The 20,467-nt window shown below is 69.7% G+C and carries 21 protein-coding genes and 1 pseudogene; 14 read left to right on the top strand and 8 right to left on the bottom strand.

Annotated features, from left to right (window positions below; all coding sequences use genetic code 11):
• Positions 1 to 254 precede the first annotated feature (254 nt).
• The 5 genes from DFJ69_RS30210 to soxR all read left to right on the top strand — a co-directional run bounded on the left by DFJ69_RS30210 (position 255) and on the right by soxR (position 5,044).
• A complete protein-coding gene (locus DFJ69_RS30210; protein WP_116025731.1) occupies positions 255 to 626 on the top strand; it encodes a hypothetical protein in 372 nt (123 codons plus the stop codon).
• Between the two features lie 403 nt (positions 627 to 1,029).
• Positions 1,030 to 1,467 carry a hypothetical protein gene (locus DFJ69_RS30205; protein ID WP_116025730.1) on the top strand — a complete coding sequence of 146 codons (438 nt, stop codon included), beginning with the start codon at positions 1,030 to 1,032 and terminating at the stop codon, positions 1,465 to 1,467.
• Between the two features lie 210 nt (positions 1,468 to 1,677).
• Positions 1,678 to 2,721 carry a hypothetical protein gene (locus tag DFJ69_RS30200; protein ID WP_116027014.1) on the top strand — a complete coding sequence of 348 codons (1,044 nt, stop codon included), beginning with the start codon at positions 1,678 to 1,680 and terminating at the stop codon, positions 2,719 to 2,721.
• Positions 2,722 to 3,269: 548 nt separating this feature from the next.
• Positions 3,270 to 3,869 carry a hypothetical protein gene (locus tag DFJ69_RS30195; RefSeq protein WP_147312493.1) on the top strand — a complete coding sequence of 200 codons (600 nt, stop codon included), beginning with the start codon at positions 3,270 to 3,272 and terminating at the stop codon, positions 3,867 to 3,869.
• A gap of 698 nt (positions 3,870 to 4,567) precedes the next feature.
• A complete protein-coding gene (gene soxR / locus DFJ69_RS30190; RefSeq protein WP_116025728.1) occupies positions 4,568 to 5,044 on the top strand; it encodes a redox-sensitive transcriptional activator SoxR in 477 nt (158 codons plus the stop codon).
• 123 nt (positions 5,045 to 5,167) lie between these two features.
• Here soxR and DFJ69_RS30185 read toward each other — a convergent pair whose 3' ends face one another.
• A complete protein-coding gene (locus DFJ69_RS30185) occupies positions 5,168 to 5,488 on the bottom strand; it encodes a hypothetical protein (RefSeq protein WP_147312492.1) in 321 nt (106 codons plus the stop codon).
• Positions 5,489 to 6,261: 773 nt separating this feature from the next.
• Here DFJ69_RS30185 and DFJ69_RS30180 point away from each other — a divergent pair.
• Together DFJ69_RS30180 and DFJ69_RS33955 are read left to right on the top strand one after the other, a co-directional pair.
• Entirely contained in the window at positions 6,262 to 6,939 is a 678-nt protein-coding gene (locus DFJ69_RS30180; RefSeq protein ID WP_116025726.1) for a hypothetical protein, read from the top strand.
• Between the two features lie 101 nt (positions 6,940 to 7,040).
• Entirely contained in the window at positions 7,041 to 7,307 is a 267-nt protein-coding gene (locus DFJ69_RS33955; RefSeq protein ID WP_147312490.1) for a hypothetical protein, read from the top strand.
• Here DFJ69_RS33955 and DFJ69_RS30170 read toward each other — a convergent pair whose 3' ends face one another.
• The 3 genes from DFJ69_RS30170 to DFJ69_RS30155 form a co-directional block, all read right to left on the bottom strand.
• Positions 7,308 to 8,051: a glutamate ligase domain-containing protein gene (locus DFJ69_RS30170; protein WP_116025724.1), complete on the bottom strand. Its 744-nt coding sequence runs from the start codon at positions 8,049 to 8,051 to the stop codon at positions 7,308 to 7,310.
• Entirely contained in the window at positions 8,048 to 8,731 is a 684-nt protein-coding gene (locus DFJ69_RS30165; protein ID WP_116025723.1) for a Mur ligase domain-containing protein, read from the bottom strand. The genes DFJ69_RS30170 and DFJ69_RS30165 overlap by 4 nt, the downstream gene beginning before the upstream one ends.
• A 949-nt stretch (positions 8,732 to 9,680) precedes the next feature.
• Entirely contained in the window at positions 9,681 to 10,607 is a 927-nt protein-coding gene (locus DFJ69_RS30155; protein ID WP_116025721.1) for an SAM-dependent methyltransferase, read from the bottom strand.
• A gap of 671 nt (positions 10,608 to 11,278) precedes the next feature.
• Here DFJ69_RS30155 and DFJ69_RS30150 point away from each other — a divergent pair.
• Positions 11,279 to 12,622 carry an NsdA family TPR-like regulatory protein gene (locus DFJ69_RS30150; protein ID WP_147312489.1) on the top strand — a complete coding sequence of 448 codons (1,344 nt, stop codon included), beginning with the start codon at positions 11,279 to 11,281 and terminating at the stop codon, positions 12,620 to 12,622.
• Here DFJ69_RS30150 and DFJ69_RS30145 read toward each other — a convergent pair.
• A complete protein-coding gene (locus DFJ69_RS30145; RefSeq protein ID WP_116027013.1) occupies positions 12,577 to 13,146 on the bottom strand; it encodes a GNAT family N-acetyltransferase in 570 nt (189 codons plus the stop codon). The genes DFJ69_RS30150 and DFJ69_RS30145 overlap by 46 nt on opposite strands.
• 510 nt (positions 13,147 to 13,656) lie before the next feature.
• On the opposite strand from DFJ69_RS30145, the gene DFJ69_RS30135 reads away from it, so the two are divergent.
• Positions 13,657 to 15,099, top strand: a complete 1,443-nt coding sequence (locus DFJ69_RS30135; RefSeq protein ID WP_116025718.1) for an alpha/beta hydrolase — start codon at positions 13,657 to 13,659, stop codon at positions 15,097 to 15,099.
• Between the two features lie 272 nt (positions 15,100 to 15,371).
• Here the strand turns inward: DFJ69_RS30135 and DFJ69_RS35865 are convergent, their stop codons facing one another.
• The gene (locus DFJ69_RS35865) at positions 15,372 to 15,737 is read right to left on the bottom strand and encodes a hypothetical protein (RefSeq protein WP_245974819.1); all 366 of its coding nucleotides are present in this window, start codon (positions 15,735 to 15,737) and stop codon (positions 15,372 to 15,374) included.
• Here DFJ69_RS35865 and DFJ69_RS35860 point away from each other — a divergent pair.
• The 3 genes and pseudogenes from DFJ69_RS35860 to DFJ69_RS35855 all read left to right on the top strand — a co-directional run bounded on the left by DFJ69_RS35860 (position 15,637) and on the right by DFJ69_RS35855 (position 16,452).
• Entirely contained in the window at positions 15,637 to 16,041 is a 405-nt protein-coding gene (locus DFJ69_RS35860; protein ID WP_342769890.1) for a peptidoglycan-binding domain-containing protein, read from the top strand. The two genes, DFJ69_RS35865 and DFJ69_RS35860, sit on opposite strands and share 101 nt — an antisense overlap.
• Positions 16,034 to 16,153 (top strand): annotated as a pseudogene (locus DFJ69_RS36565) (RyR domain-containing protein); the annotation flags it as partial. The gene DFJ69_RS35860 and the pseudogene DFJ69_RS36565, both read left to right, overlap by 8 nt.
• Positions 16,154 to 16,299: 146 nt before the next feature.
• A complete protein-coding gene (locus DFJ69_RS35855) occupies positions 16,300 to 16,452 on the top strand; it encodes a hypothetical protein (protein ID WP_170177484.1) in 153 nt (50 codons plus the stop codon).
• 796 nt (positions 16,453 to 17,248) lie between these two features.
• On the opposite strand, the gene DFJ69_RS30115 is transcribed toward DFJ69_RS35855, so the two are convergent.
• The gene (locus DFJ69_RS30115; protein WP_116025716.1) at positions 17,249 to 17,947 is read right to left on the bottom strand and encodes a tectonin domain-containing protein; all 699 of its coding nucleotides are present in this window, start codon (positions 17,945 to 17,947) and stop codon (positions 17,249 to 17,251) included.
• Positions 17,948 to 18,266: 319 nt separating this feature from the next.
• Positions 18,267 to 18,941, bottom strand: coding sequence for an HNH endonuclease family protein (locus DFJ69_RS30110; protein ID WP_245974639.1), 675 nt, complete (start codon positions 18,939 to 18,941; stop codon positions 18,267 to 18,269).
• Between the two features lie 401 nt (positions 18,942 to 19,342).
• Between DFJ69_RS30110 and DFJ69_RS30105 the strand changes: the two genes are divergently transcribed.
• A complete protein-coding gene (locus DFJ69_RS30105) occupies positions 19,343 to 19,615 on the top strand; it encodes a hypothetical protein (RefSeq protein ID WP_147312488.1) in 273 nt (90 codons plus the stop codon).
• Positions 19,612 to 20,214 carry a hypothetical protein gene (locus tag DFJ69_RS30100; RefSeq protein ID WP_147312173.1) on the top strand — a complete coding sequence of 201 codons (603 nt, stop codon included), beginning with the start codon at positions 19,612 to 19,614 and terminating at the stop codon, positions 20,212 to 20,214. Before DFJ69_RS30105 ends, DFJ69_RS30100 begins: the two co-directional genes overlap by 4 nt.
• Positions 20,215 to 20,467: the final 253 nt, after the last annotated feature.

Here is a 20,467-nt window from a genome sequence, read left to right as displayed (position 1 = left end):
CGTCGTCGTCGCGCAGCCAGTGGTGCTTTCCTTCCCCGCCGTGCCTCTTGCCCGGCGGCCGGGTCGGCGATCACACTGATCGGGCAACGGCCACCACGGCGACGTGAGGGCCGATGTTCCCCGTGGCAGGGATGCGCAGGCCCGCGCGGCGACGGCCCGGGAATCCCTTGCTCCGGGCCGTCGCCGTAAAGGATGCTCACCGGGCGCGGCGGGTCGCCACCCGCGCCACGGCCGAGCCGGCACGGTGGACGGCCATGGGCGAGGGATCACGCAACCGCCGGGCACGCGGACCACGCGACGACATCACCCACGCCGAGGTCACGCGCCGGTTCCCCGACGCCGCGCGCCTAGCGGCGTCGATCCGGGCGCTGGCCGCCCACGACGTGGACACCAAGGTCATCGTCGACGACGCCACCGGCGCGGCCATCGCCCACGCGATCACCCGGGACGGCGAGCTCGTGGTCAACGGCACCGTGTTCACCGACGCGTCCCTGCCCGTTCTGCACTCTTCCCTGGACGGCTCGCCCCGGATGCAGGAGCTGCTGGACGTGCTGAACGGCATCCGCCGCGGCTGGACCGAGCCGGGACCTCGCCTCCACATCCGCCGGCCCGATGCCACGGCCTGACGATCGCACCCGAGCTCCGCTTTCGAGGGCGCGTTCATGAAACCGGTGGCCACGCGTCAACCGTCGGCCCCCTGACCTGCCTAGAGGGCCGTCGCCCCCGGCGATCACACGACCTGACCGGCAGTTCAGCGCGCCCAGAGGGTGATGCCGGGTGCCGTCCGGACCCCCTCTGGACCGTAGATCACCGGGGTCTAGGCACCCCTCTGGGGCCTCAGAGTCCGCCGTCTAGTGGATCACCGGTCCGGCCCCCGGCAAGGTCCGCGAGATCAAGGTGGCCCGGATGGCCAGGGGCTGTCCCATTCGACGTTGATCAAGATCCGCACGCCTGTGTGGAAGGGCTGGGCGTTGTGGACGGTCGGCCGGCGTCCCCGATGTGCGGGACGCCTTTGCGGTCCACCCGCACATGGACACCCACCCTGACCGGCAGCGCCTCAACGACCTGGCCGCGCGCCGCTTCCCCCTGGTCGCACGACCCCAGGTCATCTCACGACCCCTGCCCACCCGCATCGAACAGATAGAAACCCGAACCGCACAAGCCCAACAGGGCGGACCCGACGCGATCACCCGCGCCGCCGAAGCCTTCAACCTCGCCGCGCTCCTCGCCAGCGACGTCGGCAACCCCAACCTCGCCCGCGACCTATGCCGGCGGCAGTTCAACCTGTTCCGCGATGCCGGGCCCTTCCCGGCGCAGACGGCCAAACTCGCCCTCCAACCGATCATCAATCTCGCCCGGCTCAAGATCCGAGCAGGAAACGGTCACGTCGCCTTCCAACCGCTCCACGACCTCTTCGCCGCAGTCGGCAGCCGAAGCACCGCGAACCTGGACGGCCTGCGCACTTGATCATCGCCGAAGGTGAGCCGTTCCGGCTCACCGAGGCCAAGAACGGCGGCGGTGTCACCCCGCTCACCATCTGACCGCCATGAGCCCCGGCCACAGCGGCGACATCATCTCCCGTAGCGGCCGGGCATATGCTGTGCCCATGATCGAGAGAATCGAGTCCTGCGTCCGCCTGTGAGCAAGACGACCGAGCCCGGGCCCCTCGGAAACCAGATGAGCTTGTACGACCACTGCGTACGGCTCCACCGGCTGAACCCCGAGACGCCTCTTCCGAACGACGGCAAGCCCTACCCGGACGACCACATGCATCACCGACGGGTCAAAGGGTCCCGCGACCGACGACGGCAAGGAGTCGCGGCGGCCGCCATCCTGGATGCGTTCTTCGCCCGGCCCGACGCCACACCGCAGGAGCTGACCTCGGCCTTCCACGACGTGGACGTCCCCATTCACCGCAACGACCACATCACCGCCGCGGCTCTGCGCGCCGGCCGTGAACGCGCCCAGGAGACAGGCCGCTGGCTGGTCCGCCACAGCCCCGACCAATGCTCGACCATCATCGGCCTCGCCCTGCTCGCCGCCGACTGCGACGAGCAGGACCTCGAACTGATCCAGCACATCGGATTGCTGTCGGACACCTTCGGACCCCTTGCGGCGGATGCGTTGAAACGCCGTCGCGGAGGCGGCGAGGCACTCCTGTGGCTCGCAAACCGAACCGCCGGCTGGGGCCGCGTCTACGTCGTCGAAGCCCTCTGCCAGGTCGGCGGCCGTCAGGCTCGGCCCTGGCTGCTGCGCCAGGCCCTCGATGGCGACTTCCTCAACGGCTACTACGTCGGTGCCGTCGCCCGAGCCGCCGACGTCCACGAAGCGATCACCGCATCCAGCCCCGACGACGAACTGATCGACCACACCGGCCGCCTCTTGCAGGTGATGGCCGCCAACAGCGGCATGGGCATGACCTGGAACGGCTACCACGCCATCCGCCGCGTCCTGGAGGCCCACGTCGCCCATCTGGCCCACCAGCAACCGAACCGGAACCGCTACATCACGGCGGCCTACATCGCCGACCGTCTCCTCAAAGGGGATCCCGATCTCCCCAACCTGCCGCCGGCCCACCAGGCCCGACTACTGGACCGCTATCTCACGATCCTCCGCAGCGACCGCTGGTCATCCATGGCCCGCACGGACCTCGACTCCTCCGACGAGTTCTCGGCCTGGTTCCTCAAGAACATCGCCGCCCGCCTTCACCTGCTGAGCTGATGGCACGCCTTGCACTTTCGCTGACCGTCTACCAGCACCCCGTGACCGTCCACCAGCACCCCCTGGCCGTCGACCAGCGCCCGCCCGGCCACCCACCAGCACAAACAACGACCACCACACAACACTTTCAAGACCACATCACAACCCTTCCAGACGGCCGCTGGCAATCGTGGAGAACCGGCTACAAACCGCCATCGGGCAGCACCCGCAACTCCCCCGCCAGCAGGTGTCCAGCGGACCTGGGCGACCCCCGAGGCGGTCCCCGGCCGCATCACATCGAGGTGACTTCCTCTTGACGCCAAGCCACTGAGATGTCCAACGGGTCGGCTCGGTGCCCCATGCACCCCCAAGGCCCTGCTCGTCGAGCCGGGCCGAACGTCGTCCAGGACGAAGGTCGGGCCCGCCTGCTTCGATCTCGCCGACGGCGGCGGTGACAGCGGCCACTTCAGATTCCCCACGGACGGCCAGTTAGGTCATCACTCTGTGTGTTCACGGTTGGTTTGGCTCTTGAGACCGAACGTACTTGTGGGACAGAGTTGATCTCGGCCGTGGCCGGCATTGACTTGGCCCGCTTCCGGTTCGGCGGAATGCGGCGCTGGAGGGTGTGGAAGATGACCGGTGCGTGGGCCGCTCTGGCGACGACCGGTGTCGGCGCGGTGGCCACGATCCTCGGGATCGTCGTCGGCGGGTTCTTGGGACGGCGGAGTGAGGACAGGAAGTGGATACGGGACGCCAAGGCGGAGGCCTTCGCACAGTTCCTGAAAGAGTTCGTCCGGTTGGAGATCGAGTTGCGCGAGGCCTACAACGTGAGCCGGGCCGACACTGCGGACTGGGAGGCCTACAATGCCGCCCTCGTGACGGTGAGCCTCGTCGCGCCACGCGAGGTGAGCGCCGCGGTCGAACCGATGAACGAGGCCATCCAGAAGATGATCATCCTCGGAGCAGGTCCGCCGGATCACGCGCAGTACGAAAGAGTTCATGCGCTGATGTCGCAGTCGTACCTGACGTTCGTCAACGCGGCGAGGCGGTCCCTGGACCGCAAGAGCAAGCCGCTCGAATCACTGGTGGGCGGACCACCACCATGGCACATGGTCCGACGGTGGCTCCCACCCTCCCCGGACGGCACAGCCCCGAGCAACCGGCCGTGAAGGACTGCACGTCTCAACACAGCGTGACGATGGTGGCCAGATAGCTCTCCGCTAACTGGCCGCCAGTGGGGACCTTAAACTGGCCACTAACACGGCGGGAAGCCGAGTTGACGGCGCCGTCGGCTCACGACGGCGACGCGGCGGGCCCGGTCAAACCTCCGGAGGCGGGGCGGGATGCTCCGGTCGGCGGCTCCTTGGGACCTGGTCGCCGGAACGAAGCATCACCGATCCCGACGGTGGTGGCGGCTCTCCCCCGGCGGATCTGGACGCGACCACGCGCGCGCATCCTCCATCGACCTGACCTGGGCCCCGAGAAGGCATTGTGCCGTGTCTCGGGTGACCCTCCGCTTCGACGCCGCCCTCATCGGTTTCGCCGAGCCTCCAGAGGGTTGAGGATCAGTGGCCTCGACTCTCGAGTGGCCGGCTCGGGGTGTGGAGGTCGAGGCCCGCGATGAGTACCCGGGCGCACGGGCACGTTTCGGATGAGGATCGAACGGCAGCCGGCCGAGGATCTCGGCGCCATTCCCACGCCCGACTCGGCGATCGCCTGACTTCCGCCCGAGCGGGCGGATCCTCTGCCCGTGCCCTCGTGATCGAAGGCCTCGCCCGTTCAGCGGGGGCGGTCCGACGTAGGCGGCATCCTCGACACTGGAATTCGAGCCGTTGTCAAAGTCCCGAACCCGAGAGAGCGGAGGACCATGAACGTGCCGGCGGAACTGAGCGTCGGGGAGCTTTCCGCGCGCAGCGGCGTATCGGTGTCGGCCCTGCATTTCTACGAACGACAGGGGCTCATCGTCAGTCGCCGGACGGAGGGAAATCAGCGCCGTTACCGCCGGGACACGCTGCGCCGGGTCGCCCTGATCCGCATCGCCCAGCGGGTCGGGATCCCGCTGGCCGAGGTCGGCACCGCCCTCGCCGAGCTGCCGGAGTCCCGCAACCCCACCCGACAGGACTGGGAGCGCATGTCGATGCGCTGGCGCGCCCGCCTGGACGCGCGCATCCGCCAGTTGGAGCAATTGCGCGACCGGTTCACCGACTGCGTCGGCTGCGGCTGCCTGTCGATCGACCGCTGCCTGCTGGCGAACCCGGACGACGCACTCGGCAGGCTCGGCTCGGGCCCCCGCCGGCTCCTGGAGGGGATCGGCGAGGCCGACGCCGACCTCACCGAGCCCTGACCCGGTTCCGAGGCTGACAAGCCGCCCGTCCCCGGACCCGCTGGAGTCCTCACCGTGAACGACGTCACCCCTCACGCCAACGTCACCACCGGGCAACGGCGCGGCCATCGAGGCCCTTCGCTGTCAGGCGTCGTCGAGACCGAGGTTCTGACCGCGGTCCGTACCGCCCTGGCCGCCGGTCAGCGCACCTACCGAGCTCACCTCGAACGCGGCACCCTCGCCGTAGACGCCGTCGACCCGCAGCCGTGGCGTGTCGCCGTCCGCTCCCCCAGTCGCAAGTCCCGCACGCCCCTCCCCCGGTCCGACGGCACCGCCGATACGCGGGTTCCCGGAGCGCACATCCAACTCGGTCGCGCAGGCCTGCACGCCTGCTCCGCCGACAGCGGCGTTCGGTTGGTGCTCGAAGGCGGCTGGGGAGCCGAGCAGGCCGCTCGCCGATGCCATCCTCCTAGATCTGGCTCCGCAGGCCCACCACCTGACCTACACCACCGAGCCACGCGGCCACTCCCGCAACGGGAGCGGTTCACGCATCTACGACGGCTCATCATGGGCGCACTGCTCCTGCGGCCGGTTCTCCGCCGCCGAACGGCGTGACTCGGCCACAGAAGCCGCGAACCGGCACCGCCGCCACCCCGACCAGTGCCGCGACGCGACGTGACCGTTCGTGCCGCGCCATGTCAGCCGCGCGCTCCGGCGGGTCACGTCGCCCCGACCGTGTGAGGACAACGCGGGGTCTGTGCGGGCCGGCGATGGACCGCCGCGCACCCGCAGTGGGCGACTGGGCCGAGCTCGCGTAGGACGGTATCCCCGGCCACCCATCCGGTGAAGAACCCTTCGGTGCGTCATCGCTCGTGGCCGCTGCCTTCCTTTCTCGCGCTCGCTCTTCTGTCGGCCTCGTCTGCCATCGTGAAGTGAACCCCACCTCGGGAGGTCAACCATGCCCGTCCGCACCGGGTCCCCCCGACAGCCGCACGAGGAGCGCGCCGGCCCGCGCTCGGAACCTTTCGGCGCCGACCGGCCGGTGCCCGCCCCGTACCCGTCGGTGCAGGCCGCGTTGCCGTTCCGCGGTTGGCGACGTGAGGGCATCACCTTGGTCGCCGGGCGACCCGATTGCGGACTCACCACGATCGGTCTCGACGCCGCCCGTCACGCCTGCGTCAACGGAGAGCGCGCTGATCCTGTCGCTGCGGCACTCAGAGGCGGAGATACGAGCACGAATGGTCGCCGCGCACACACGGATCCCTCTCGAGCGCGTCCGTGCGGGCGGGCAGGGGGCCGCCACCATGACGGCTGAGCAAAGCCACCGCTTGGCGGACGCTCACAGGCTGCTCGCGCCGATCATCGTGCGACGACGCGGCCTCGGCTACGGTCAGGAGGAACTGCGGCGCGATGTCCAGCACGACCGCTTCGACCTGGTCGTCATCGACCATGTCGGTGCCATGCGCCCCAACGGCCCCGACCTCCTCGACGGCGATGAGGACGTCTTGCACGAGGCGGGGTTCCTCGAGGAGGACTGGGGGCCGGAGATGTCGGAGGCACTCAGGGAACGCCGCGAGGCGATGTACCTGGACATGCTTCGCTTGACCCGGCAAACCAATGTGGCTCTGCTGACGCTGGCCCGCATCCCCGGCCCCGCCGACCACCTGCACCCGCCCCGAATCACCGACCTGACCGAAGCCGACGACATGCTCTACTCGCTGGCGGCCCAGACGGTGCTGCTTCACCGCCAGCCCGACCGGCGACACCAGGTCGAACTGGATGTGATCGCCACGGACTGGACCGACCGCGGCTCCACCACCCTCGACCTGCACGAGCGGTTCCCCTGCCTCCTCGACCCGAAGCCCGCTGAGGGAAACGACGCAGGCAGGGCCACGGCCGACGACGCCCCAGCGTGACGGGCACGCTCCGCCCGCCGAGGAGCGGACTTCGCACCCGAGCCCTATCCTCACCCGGCTGTTGCGCAGGTCGGAGATGCCCGTCGACTCGACCACAGGCTATGGCCCCCCCATCTGCGGATGTCGTCTCGACCCAGGTCGGGGTCGGCCTGGGCGGTGATCTCGGCGAGCGCGCCGCCCACGGTCACCAGCAGGCCGGGGCGGGCGTCGGCGGCCAGGACGCCGGCAACCCCTGTGGGGCGAGAGGTCAGCACGGCGGCGGCACCGAATCTCACTGTGTCGGCGGCGTACAGGTGCCCGTCCGCGCGCTCACCGACGAACGCCACGAACGACCCTCCGCGAACAGGGGCGGCGGTGCCGCCGCGTGATCAGGCGGACGGGATGCGGTCGTCCAAGAACCGGGTGAGGTGGTCCCCGACCCGGTTCACGTCGCCGCACCCCATGGTCACCAGCACATCGCCCGGCCGGGCTGCGTCGGCCAGATGGCGGGCGGCGGTCTCGGGGTCGTCGGTGTGGCGTCCCCATCCGCCCAGCGCGGTGATCACGTCGGCGAGGTGGGAGCCGTCGCTCGCTTCGACCGGCTGCCCGTGGTGGCTGTGCGTCGGTAGGACGATCACCTGGGCGGTGTGGTCGACGAGGGCGTCGGCGAGGTCGCTGATGAACTCGTGCAGGCGCAGGTGCCCGGTCGGCTCGAAGCACACCAGTACCCGCCCGCTCGGCGTGGTCGACAGGCGGGCGGCCTTCAGGTCGGCTCCCACTTCGCGGGGGTGGTGGGCGAAGCTGTCGATCACCGTGACGTCCCCGAGCGGGCGGCGGGTCAGGCGGCGGTGGACTCCGCGGAAGGCGCGCAGGGCGGCGATGGCCTCACCGAGGTCGTGGTCCAGCACGACGCTGCGCGCCGTGAGTGCGGCGATGCCGTTGAGGAGCATGTGGCGGCCGGGGACCGGCACTCGCACCACCATCTCGCCCAGCTCGGGGAAGCGCACCAGCGCCCGCGAGTAGGACTCCGTCTCCTGCACGTCCACGATCTGCACGTCGGCGTGCCCGGTGCCGTAAGTGACCACGTGGGGGCCGCCGGGAAGCGTCCGCAGCCGTTGCAGCAGCGTGTTCACGCCGGGGTCGTCGGCGCCGGCGTGCGGGTCTGCCGGGCGAACTCGGCGTGCGCGGCGATGGCGTCATCGAGGGTGGGGTAGGTCTCGGGGTGGTCGTCGCTGACGCTGTTGATGACCGCGACGTCCGGGGACAGGAACAGGAAGCTGCGGTCGGACTCGTCGGCCTCGACCGTGAACGGCTCGGAGGCGACCTGAGCCACGGGTGCGCCGACCGGCTGGGCGCCGATGACGAACGAGCCCTGTTCGCCGGCCATCGCGGCGAGCATCGCCGTGGTCGTCGACTTGCCGTGCGTACCGGTCACCGCGACATACCCCCCGTTCCGGGAGGCCGCCGCGTGGAGGACCTGGGCCCGGTGCACGACCGGGAGCCCCCGCAGCCGGGCGGCGGTGACCTCGGGGTTGTCGTCCTCTAGGGCCGAGGAGACGACCACGCAGGTGGCGTCCGGCGGCAGGTTGCCCGCGCGGTGCCCGATGCCGACCGGAATTCCCCCGTCGATCAGCGCCCTGGTCGTGGGAGAGTGCCGCACGTCGCTGCCGCTGACCCACGAGTCCTGCAGGATGCACGCCAGCGCCAGCGGCGCCATGCCCACCCCGCCGATTCCCACGAAATGCGGGCGGGTCAGGTCGGGCACCGACCTCTCGTCGAACTGGTCGAGCCGAATTGCTCGCATGTCGGTCATCGTTCGTGTCCTCTATGCATGGGTTCTGCCGAATCGGACTCCTCGTCTTCGAGGCGAGAAGTCCCTCTTTCACGTGGAGACGTGCCGGAACCGCCGGCACTGGGGCGACGGCGTTGTGCGCTCACGCTCGCGGCTCAGGAACCGTGACCGCCGAGGGCGCCGCCACCCGGGCGGGGCGTCACCTCATCGACCACCCGTTCGCACCGGAACGGGTGCCTCCGGCTCCCCACCGGCCGGAGGGCCCTGGTGCCCCTGGGTCCGCCCGCGGGTGTTCAAGGCAGGCCAGGGAGTCTGTGCGCCCGATCACCCGCCGCACCTCACCATCCGCCCCCAAGGCTGGGCGGGGCCCCGGCGTGATCGTCGATGACAGGGTCGGCCGGTGCCGCCACGCGGCGCGCTGAACGGCCGCCATGCGTTCCTCGAGAACGTCCGCTGCGGCGCTCACGATCGGCCCGGTGTACTCCTGGGGTCGGGCCGCGTGGAAGAACGCCACGAACTCATCACGTGCCGGGCCGTACAGCACCAGCCAGTCGCGCCACAGGTGATCCATCCGGTCAGCCAGGGCGGCCTTCTGCTCGGGCGACATCTCCAACCCCCGCGAAGATCAGTGAACTGGTCTTGTGGTCGCGGCCATGTCGACCCAGCCGCGCTGCTGCTGGCGGCCTGCCGCTCGTGGCCGCAGTCGGCGGCGAGCGCCTCGACCGGGAGGACTCGCGGTCCCCCTCTCTACGGGCACGGGGCATCTGCCTCGCCGGCGGCTCGGCGCCGGCCGAGAACCGCCGGACCAGGTCGGTCGAGCAGTGGTCGCTCGCGTGGTCTGATCGATGGCCTGCACGGGGCGTCCTGATATGCACGGTCAACTCCCAACAAGGCGCGGCGTCCTGGCGCCGGTCGTCCGACGGGCTCGGCAGGGGTGTTCGAAGCCCTGAAACGATGGGTGGCAGGGCGTTCAGATGGCCGAGGAATCGTGGGCGGCTCCGCCGTGCGTACGCCCGAGCCCGCACCAGGCGTCGACCGGGTCGGGCGGGTCCCATGGGCCGGGTTCTGGCCGCCACCGCGAGGTGGTCACCATCCCCGGCTCGACCGGTTCCAGGCCCTCGAGCAGGCCGGCGATCTGGTCGGGGCTGCGCAGCGTGTAGGGGGTGGTCGTCTGCTCGTTGAGCCGGCCGGTGGCCTCCACGAGCTCGGGGCTGGTGTCGGTCAGGTCGCTGACGGCCAGGAAACTCCCTGGGGCGAGGGCTTTGGTCAGATGCCGAATCGCCGCGAGGGCTTGGCCGAAGTCGGGCACGTGGCCCAGAACGTTGATGAGCAGCACCGCAACGGGCTGGTCCAGGTCCAGCGGCTCGGCCGCGCCCGCGAGGATCAGGTCGGGCCGGGTGATGTCGGCGTGGACGTAGCCGCAGACGCCACCCGGGTCGCTGGTCAGCAGCGCTCGGGCATGCGCCATCACCAGAGCGTCGCCGTCGGCGTACACGGTGCGGCACGACGGCTCCACCCGCTGAGCGACCTCCTGCGTGTGATCGCCCAAGGGAAGACCGGGGTCGATGTCCACGAACTGCCGCACCCCGCACTCGGCGGCCAGGAACCGCACCACGCGGCAACGGAACGCCCGCGACACCCTGGCGATATCGCCGATCTGGGGGTAGGCCGCGAGGAAGGCGTCGCCGGCGTCGCGGTCCACCGGGTAGGTGTCCTTTCCACCCGACCAGTGGTCCCAGACCCTCGCCCGATTCGGCCTGGTCGTATCGAGGCAGTCGTCCTTGAGAAACGGATCGGGTGGCGGATCCGGCGAGGACGTGGCCTCGTCCTCGCCGGGAGCAGGGGCGTCGGTGGCGACACGACCGGAGCCGCTGGCGTCATCGACGTGGTTTGGCATCGGTCGCAGCCTTCCGCATGAAGGAAGATGAATGGAGCAGCGCCGACGCCGGAGCCGGGCTCTCGGAGCCCCCCAGCGGGTGAGCCGGGGGCTCGCCACAGCGCCGACCCTGCGTCGGGTGCCGCCGACCCCCCGAGGGCCGGCGGCGCGTTCGTGGTGCGTGCCCAACACCGTCCCAGCCGTGCCCTGGGTCATTCCACCCTGACCGACAGTGACCTTCCCGGCGGACGTTCCCGGTCCGAGTGGGAATTGTCGGCGGAGGTGTCCGCCGGTGCCCTGACCTCGCCGAGGAAGGGGAGGTACTGTGCTAAAGCAGGAGGTCAGACGGCATAGCCAACTCCCCCTGAGGAAGGCCGGCAGGCATGCGCGAACGACCAACGAGCACCAGGCGGCAGCAGGCCACACTCAGCGCGCGACTCCGCGCAGAGGGCAAGACCTGGCCGGAAATCGCCACCGTCTTTCGTGACCGCTACCGCGTCAACGCCCGAGTCGCGATGCGCATGGTCCACGGCATGAGCCAATAGGACGTCGCCGACGCCTGGAACCAGCGCTGGCCCGACGAGCCCCGCACCCTCAAGAACATCTCCTACTGGGAGCAGTGGCCCGGCGGAACCGGCCACCAGCCCTCACTCGTGGTTCTCGGTAGGCTGGCCGAGATCTACCAGTGCAGCGTGGCCGATCTCCTCACCGACTACGCCGACCACCGCGCGCGAGACCAGGCACAGCAGTTGCGGGCCGCCGTTCCATCACCGCGTATCGCGATGCTTGGTGGGATAGGGCTGAATGAGGACGCTGACGCGTCGTTCGCTGGGCTGCTGCAGTCGCCGGATCTGCCGCTCGGCACGATGCTCACCGTTTCAAGCCATGCAGCCCGGTTGCCAGGCGTTGCGCAGACCGACATGAACGAGCTAGCACAGATACTGACGATGTGGGCTGAACGATTCATGCCTGACCATGATCGACGGACGTTGTTGTTCGGGCTCAGCGGCGCCTTCGCAGTCGCTGCGGCGGCACCCCTCTTCGATCGACTGCCACCTGGTGAACGCGAGCGCATGGCGGGTGTGCTGGCCGATCCCGACCGGTTGGACGAAACCGCTATCACCCACGCGGAGCGAATGGTCCAAGCGTCCCGCCGTCAAGGTGACGTACTCGGCCCCCACGCGGCCTTGCAAGTCGTCATGGCCCAGCGCCGCATGTTTCAAGGCATTCTGCAGGCCAAACCATCAGGCGAACTCCTGAGGCGTTCCCAATCAGTCTATGCAGAACTGACCCAACTGGTCGGCTGGCTGCTGTTCAACATTGGGGACTACCAGGCCGCTCAGCATTACTATGACGAGGCGCGTACGGCCGCGCACGATGCTCAGAACGTCGAATTGGTGACATATATCCTCTGCACGATGAGCCACCTGGCCACTTGGCAGGGCAAGCCGCGCGTCGGGATCGACCATGCCGTGGCTGCGGAGGTCTGGGCACGTAGATCACAAAGCCCCAGCGCATTGGCCTACGCAAGCGACGTCGCCGCTCGCGCCTACGCCGCCGATGGCGAGTGGGACGCCTGCGACGAAGCACTGGACACCGAACGCGCTGCCCTGGCCGACATCCCGACCGCAGCACCCGCCGGAAACTGGTGGTACTTCTACGATGAGTCCTTCTACTGGGCCACCAAGAGCGGCTGCTCACTCCTTCGCGGGCGACCGCAGGACGCCCTCGCCGCCAACGCCCAGGCGCTCACGCTGATCGACTCGACCAATCTGCACAACCGCGCCTTCACCTTGGCTTTCCAAAGCGAGGCTCTGATGCAACAGGGCGAAATTTCGGAGGCGTGCCAGATACTGTCCGGCGTGGTCCGGATGACGGCCGTCCACAAATCACGGCGTGTGGACCAGTGCATCCTTGAGCTGAGAGACCAGATGAACACTCGCCACGGCAGCACCAAGGATGTCGCCGAACTGGACGAGACGTTGCGCACCTACCGCGACGCGTCGTTGCTCAAAGGACGTAGGAACAACTCGTAGGCACCGAAGTAGTCACCGGGCTTGCCAGGGATCCGGCCGATCCTCCGCCATCCCCACGCCTCGTAGATCGCATGGGACCTGGACGCATCCGGGTTCGTGGCCAGGGTCGCCCGCTCCTCGAGACGGCCGGCGAGAAGCTCGTCATGGACCCGCCGACCGACGCCTCGGCCCTGCCACGCACGACGGATCTCGATCTCGGCCAGGATGAACGTACGAGTCCCGGTCTCGACGGTGAAGCCTTCCGGCGGCTCCGGATCCAGGCCCTGCCACCACGCCGTGTTGCCTTCTGGGATCGGATAACCGAAAGCGAACCCGACCAACTCCTCGCCGACCGCCGCCATGACCAACTCGAAGCCTGCGCGCTCCAGGCCCCGCTCCGTCCGGGCCCGGAAGGCGCCCGTCTTTTCTTGGGTCGGCTCGACTTCGTAGGCGTCGGCGTAGACCAGGCAGAGCGTATCCAGCATGGGTCTGGTCGCCGAGCTGCTGTGATGGGTCAACTTGATGGTGTCCGGGTCTGAGGTCATGTCGCCCATCATGGCGCAGCAACAGGGCCGTCAGCCGCTGTCACTTGGCGGAAATGGGCCGGGCACGGTGAGGGCGGGCGAGCATTTCCCGACGACCGGTGCAGCATGGATGCCTGGGGCCTCGATCGCCGGTTTGAGCAGTTGTTGCCGGAGGGCGATCTCCCGAGCCTGGAGAGTTCCAGGAAGGCCCCCCACCGGCCGAGGCGACCACGAAACGTGTGCATCCCTGGTTGCTCCGTGCGGGCTAGGTGGGGGCGGACGATCGTCGAGGCGGTCGCGGGTCTCCTGTCCCAAGGGGGCCCGGACGACCGGCAGGTGACCAGGGGCGGTGGGGTGCTGGTCCGACAGGCTGTAGGTGTGGCCCTGGTGGACGTCCGGATCCGAGTGGCGGGGTGAGCAGGAACCGAGCAGGAAGTGGTCTGGTGAACGAACAGGGGGTGAGGGGATCTTGGCGCTGATCGGGAGTGGAACAGGACGCTCCCGACCAGCGAGAATCAGGGAAGGGAGAGCATGGGACGACGTGTCCATTCCTCCGTGGCCGTCGCCGTCGCGGCGACATCGGTGGTGTCCGTCATCGCCGCCGTTCCGGCCCGGCCGGTCCAAGCCGCAACACTCACCTGGGGCGCGTGCCCCACGGGGGTCAGCACCGAACTGCAATGCGCGAACCTCACCCTGCCGCTGAACTATCGCGATCCCGCCGGCGGAACCGTCACCATCAAGATCTCCCGATTGGCGAGCGCCGACCCGACGAAGCGTCGTGGGGTCCTGCTGGTCAACCCGGGCGGTCCCGGCAACTCGGGTCTCGGTCAACCGATCACCATCAAGAACCGCCCAGCCCCTCGATCACTGCTCGAGGCCTACGACATCATCGGCTTCGACCCGCGGGGAGTCGGCTGGTCGTCCCCGGTGCGGTGCGGATTGCAGAACATCAACAGCACCGTCGCGCCGTACGCGCTCACCACACAGGACGTGGTGACCCAGTCCGGTGTGGCGGATGCCATGGCCGACACGTGCGCCGGCTCCGCGGTCTCCCCCCTCCTGCCGCACATCACCACGGCGAACACCGCCCGGGACATGGACCAGATCCGCGCGGCGCTCGGCGAGACGCGGATCTCGTACTACGGCGTGTCGTACGGGTCGGCGCTCGGCGCGGCGTACGCGTCGATGTTCCCCGGACGCACCGACAGGATCCTGCTGGACAGCATCGTCGGCGACACCTACATGGGACGCGACGCCTGGCGCAGCTTCGGTCAAGGGGTGGAGGACCGCTTCCCCGACTTCGCTCGCCACGCCGCGGCCAACCACGCCACCTACAGTATCGGCAGCACCCCCGAGCAGGTCCGGGCGAACTTCTTCACCCTCGCCCGGCGCCTGGACGTGAGCCCGCTCGGTGATGTCAACGGCATCGTCTTCCGACGTCGCATGTTCAGCGCGCTCTACCGCGATTCCGCCTTCCCGGGGTTCGCGCGCCTGTGGCAGACCTTGGCGAACGGTCAGGTGCCCGCGCCGACGACGCCCACCACCGCCGACAACTACGTCTCGGCCCAACTCGCGATCACCTGTGGGGACTCGGCCTGGCCCCGCGACGTCGCGACCTATCAGGCCGACGTGGAGGAGGATCGGATCGACTTCCCGCTGTTCGGGCCCGCCGCCGCCAACATCTATCCGTGCGCCCACTGGTCCGTTCCGCCGGTCGAACTCCCGGCTCAGGTGACGGCCACGGGTCCCGTCAACATCATGCTGCTGCAGAACGCCCGTGACCCCGCCACTCCCCTGAACAACGCCCTGAAGCTGCGCCGCAAGTTCGGCGCGAGGGCCCGACTGATCACCGCCGACCAGGGAGGCCACGGGGTCTTCCACTTCACCAACAATGCCTGCGCCAACGATCACGGCCTCGGCTTCCTCGTGAACGGGACCCTGCCCGACTCCGACCGTCTCTGCCCGGCCGAATAGGAACACCGCGAGCCCCCCGCCCCCATCCCTTCCCACGGGATGGGGACGGGGTCTCCGGCATGTCCCGGGACCTGGGGACGAGCATCGTGATCGCCATGACGAACACGGTCGTTCGACGCGAGATCGCAGGGTGGGCGCCGAGGATGCGTCCGAGCGGATGCGACGGGTCCGACCACCGCCTGCCGCCACTTCCAGCGGCCAGGTGCACTCACCGCGGTGTTCGTTCCATCTTCCAACGGTTTGTCGATAACGCGCCTCAGCAGGAGGTTCACTCACGTTCGCGCGTCCGGTCTTCCCTTTGCCTGGTTGTCCCCCGGCCGGAACGTGGGCCCTTGGGCCTCTTCGTTGAGACTCTCACCCCCGACCGACAGGACCTGCGGGCTCGCGTGAGGGCGTGGCCCGCCTCGTCGGGCGACAGGGGGGGTGGCGATCAGCGTCAGGACGACGTTGGTGCCGATGGACAGGGCGGCGATGAGCAGCCCGACGATGGTGAGCGCCCGCCGGGCACGTTCCTCGGTCTGGGCGCGCAGGTCGGCTATGCGCTGGTTCATCTCCGCGCGGGTCAGGCGGGTCTGCTCGATGGCGTCGGCGCGTTCGACCTGGCAGCGGCAGATGAAGAGTCGAGGCTGGCGGCTCACCGCCGACGGCGCGTACGGACCGCGGTCAGAGCAGGTCTGCCGGGCGTTTCAGAGCGAGAAGGGCCTGCAGGCCGATGGCGTCATCGGGCCCTCACATGGCGGGAGGCGTGGGAGGCGCCGATCACATGACCGCCCCCGAGGACATCGCCCGCGTCGCGCACGAGGCCAACCGGGCATGGCAGCACCTCACCGGCGACCCGGCACCTTCCCCACCATGGGAGGAGGCGGCGGACCGGCAGCGGGACAGCGCCGTCGCCGGCGTCGCCCAGGCGCTCACCGGCGCCGGACCCCGCGAGTTGCATGAGGCGTGGTGCAGCCGGAAGACCGCTGAGGGCTGGCGGTACGGGCCGGTGAAGGACGGGGCCGCCCGGACGCACCCGTGCCTGGTGCCCTACGACCGGCTCACCGAGGCGCAGCGCCGCAAGGACCTGCTGTTCGCCGCGATCGTCGACGCCCTCACCCGCGACGCCCCGCATCCTCCGGCGCCACCGCGCAGCAGCCGAGCATCGGGCGGATCGTTCACCACACCTCGTACGGCACCCCGGGCGGGGAGTACGGCCCAGTGTGCCGGGCGGCGCTGGTCAACGCCGTCAACGGCCGCGCCATCGACGCGGCGACGGGTGCGGACACGGACGCCTGGTCGGTGGATCTCGTCAACCCCCTCGCCGCACTCAACAGGCTCGGCACACCCCGCACCCACACCGACGCCGCCTGACCCACCAGGGGCGGTGCACGACCCGGACGCCCTGATCACGGACATGGGCCGGGAGACCGCCCGGACTCCCCGCCTCGGGCTCGCACTCCCCGAGCCCCGGGGCCCCCAACCAGCGACACCGCACTCCCGCCGCCCGCGACGGCCGGGCATGCGCCGCCGCGCCGCGACCAACGACCCGCCACCGACGGCGCTCACACCGCAAGTGCCCGACACCTGTTCAACCGGCCGCCTTGTCCCGTCGCCTCCAGACCCACCCCGGCCATACCGGGCAATCACGATCGCACTCCGCAAAATGGTCGCCGCTTGACAGCTCAACTGCTCGGAATTCTCACCTCACCAAACGACCAGGGGAACCCATGGCCCGCGCCCACCTCGCACTGACAGCCCACTACGGCCGGGGTGCAGGACGCGTCATCATCGGCGCAGCCGAGCGGGCCGGGTACCAGGTCCAAGAAGTCCGGCGCATCGGTACCGGTGAACGTCGCCTCCTGCTGCACGGCCGCCTCGACAGGGCCGTGCCGCCGCCTCCGGTGGACCAATGACCAGCACGTGTGATCGCTGGTGTCGTGGCCCCTGGGAACGTCAGACGATCCGGCGTGCGTGAGGTAACCCAACAACGGCCGGGCCCGGGACCCGGCACGACGGGCGGCCGGTGAGGAGCATTGCTCCCTGCCCGACCGCCGTCGCGCTCCCGCGCGGGTGTGGAGGGGTTTCTTCGCGCCCGCGCGGGTTCCGGTCTTGATGGAGGGGTGATGGGCCGGGGCCGGGCTGATGGGTGCCCTACCCCGGCGCATGGTCAGCCCGGCAGGTCGCCGTCGTAGCGGTAGATGGCGCCGGCGGCGTTGACGCCCCACACGGTGCCGTCGGCGCCGGCGCCGATGTCGGACAGGGCGCCCTCGACGCCTCGCCAGGGGTCGGCGTCGTTGTTGGTGTACTTGAAGATGGCGCCGTCGGCGTTGACGCCCCACACGTTGGTGCGGGACCCGACCGTGATCCGTTTGAGGCTGCCGGTGATGTTGGCCCAGGGGTCAGAGCCCTGGTCGCCGGTGTAGCGGTAGATGCCGCCTCCGGCGTTGACGCCCCACACGGTGCCGTCGGCGCCCACGCCGATGTCGGCCAGCGCGCCGGGGATCCTTATCCAGGGGTCGGCGTCGTTGTTGGTGTACTTGTAGATCTGCCCGGAGGCGTTGACCCCCCACACGTTGGTGCGGGACCCGACCGCGATCCGCTTGAGGGCGCCGGTGATGTTGACCCAGTGGGTGGAGCCCTGGTCGCCGGTGTAGCGGTAGATGCCGCCTCCGGCGTTGACGCCCCACACGGTGCCGTCGGCGCCCGCCCCGATGTCGGCCAGCGCGCCGGGGATGCCCCTCCACGGGTCGGCGTCGTGGTTGGTGTACTTGTAGATCTGCCCGGAGGCGTTCACGCCCCACACGTTGGTGCGGGACCCGGCGGCGATCGCCGTCAGGCCCCCGTTGATGTGCTGCCACGTCGTCATGTCAGAACCAGCCTCTCGATGAAGAATCCAGCGACTTGACGGGGACATCGGTGCGCGTCTCGAAGGAACCGAGAGGTGCATCCGTGTCAGGGGGCGCATATCCGTGGTTGCTGATCTGCGCTCGCCCCAGGAAGGCCTGGGGCACCGGCCGAGTGGTCTCCGATGGGCTCGGAGCGTTCACCGGCTCGGCGAAGTGGACGCCCGCGGCCGGGTCCGTGGTCCGCCGGAAAAGGGGTCGCGGTGATCCCCGGCTTTCCCGACCGCGGGCCGATGGGGGTGGGGACGGGTGCCGTGGCACCCGGGGGTCAGGACACCGGCGTCAGGGCGCGGGCGTGATGGTGATGGGGTCGTTGGGGCAGTTCTGGGTGTAGGCGGTGAGCGCGGCCTTCTCCGCCGGGTCGGCGCTCAAGCGCCAGCGCAGCTTGATCGCCGTCCACTCTCCGTAGTAACGGCAGCGGGCCGGCTCGTAGGGAGGCCGCCACTGCGCCGGGTCCTTATCGGCCTTCTGCCGGTTGTAGGTGTCGGTGACCGCGACCAGCGCCCGATGGTCCCCCAAGTCGTTGGCGTACTCGCGGCGCCGCTCGAACGTCCAGCCGCGGGCGCCCGAATCCCATGCCTCGGCCAGCGGGACCATGTGGTCGATGTCGAGGCGATCGGTGCGCTCGACGTTGTCGTAGTAGGAGTACCAAAGACCCCCGCTCAGCTTGCAGCGGCGGCCGACCTGCGGCGCCTGCACGGCCTCGTCGATGAGGACCTCCCGACGGGTGTTGCACCCGTCCCGGTCGACGTCGATCCAATGCTCGAAGGCATCCCGGTCGTAGCCGGTACGGTCCTCGGCTGCCACCGGCAGCCGCTCGACCGCCTCCCACAACGGCACCACCTCGACCGGCCCGGCGTTCGCCGGGGACGCCACCGCCGGCCCCGCCGTCACGACGGCCAGCCACGCCGTGCCGACCCCGACCGCCACCCTCGCCCGCGCACGCACACCGGACACACGGCCCCCTTTCACCGACCGGTGGACCATCCACCGATCCGGCAACACACATAGTGATATGCCGCCACACACACGGTTAGGGCGGTGCATTCCACGCCATGGAACGGCATCTCCCCCGGTCCTCGAAGCATCTCCCGGGGAATGGCGCCACGTGGCAAGCGTGGCGATGCGCAGAATGCTGGTGAGCATGGCAGGGCCTGACCGCCGACCCGCCGCTTCGTGCTTCTGAACGCGCCGGTGTCCCGGTTGGCGGCGGTCATCGACCTGGGCCGTGGTGGCTGCTCCCGAGCGGGACACGGCGATCGCAGAGCGGACGGGGGCCGGGACTGGGGCCAATCTGCCGGAGTACGGGCGGGACCTGAAGCGTGCCTTCGCACTCGCGATCCCGGGTTGCCGGCGGTGTGCGAGAAGGTCGCGACGACGAGCTGGGCGACATGGTGTTGGTGGGGGCGGCCGGCGTGGGCGTTCAGGTGTGCGCGGAGGGCGGCGTCAACGGCGTCGAGGGCGCTAGCGGGGGTTGTGCCGTCGAGAAGGGCGAGTGCCTCGTCGTGGTTGCGGGCGAGGGCGAGCGCGATGACCCGGGTTTGGCGGGCTTCGTGGAGTTGTTCGGGGTGGGGGCCGGAGAATCGCCGATCACCCGCAGGTATGGGACATGGGGGACACTGGACAGGTGACCCCTGAAGACATGCGGATGCTGAGTCGCGGTGGTCGGGCGGTCTCCCGGTCGGTGGGTGTCACCTGCCTCCATGTCCGGCATGACGTCGGTCTGATGTTCTTCCTGGTGGGGCTTTTCCTGGCCGGTGTCACGTCGACCGTCACCCTGCGGTGGCAGGCCCTGGTGATCTGGCCGCTGTGGGGTGGGCTGCAGATCTTCACGAGACGACGCCGACGCGACCGGTCTCCGCAAGAGGCGTGGCTGCAGGGATCCGTGTTGTCGGTACGGCGCGGTGACGCGCTCCGGCGTTGCGATCTGGCGACCGCCCGGACCGCCGCGCTCGGCGGCAACGTCGCCATGTCGGGCGAACGGCCCTACTACGCGTTGACCGTCCAGGACGGCCGTACGGGCGGCAAGGTGCGGTACGTGATGCGGACCGACGCCGGCGATCATCTCGGGCCCGGTGACCTGCGCGCGCTGGCCGACGCCTTCGACTCAGGACCGCAGCCGACCGAGGCGGCGCAGGTGATGGCCGCCAGGCTGCGGGAGATCGCTGACCACGGTCGCGAGATCCCTTCCTCCGAACGTGTCGATTGGAGCCACCGGATCAGCCACTGACCGATGCGCGGCTCCCGACACTTGGCCGCGCCCCCGTCCTGTTCGCTCAGCGACCGGAAAAGCCTTTCCCAGAGCGCAGCCCCAGGAAGGCGATCCATGCCCCTGCGGGCAGCGGGGAGTACAGCTGCCAGTACTTCCACATCGGGGTCGCATGGGGGCCGATCGGCCCTGCTCGCGTGGTGACCTTGCGTCCCACATCGCCGCGATCCACTCCCGAGATGTGCCCGGAGATCCGGCGCCCGTCGGAGTCGTG

Origin of the sequence: Thermomonospora umbrina, assembly GCF_003386555.1 — a bacterium.
Classification (GTDB): domain Bacteria; phylum Actinomycetota; class Actinomycetes; order Streptosporangiales; family Streptosporangiaceae; genus Thermomonospora; species Thermomonospora umbrina.
Note: the sequence above shows the minus strand (reverse complement) of the source record. Positions and strands in the feature narration are given on the sequence as shown.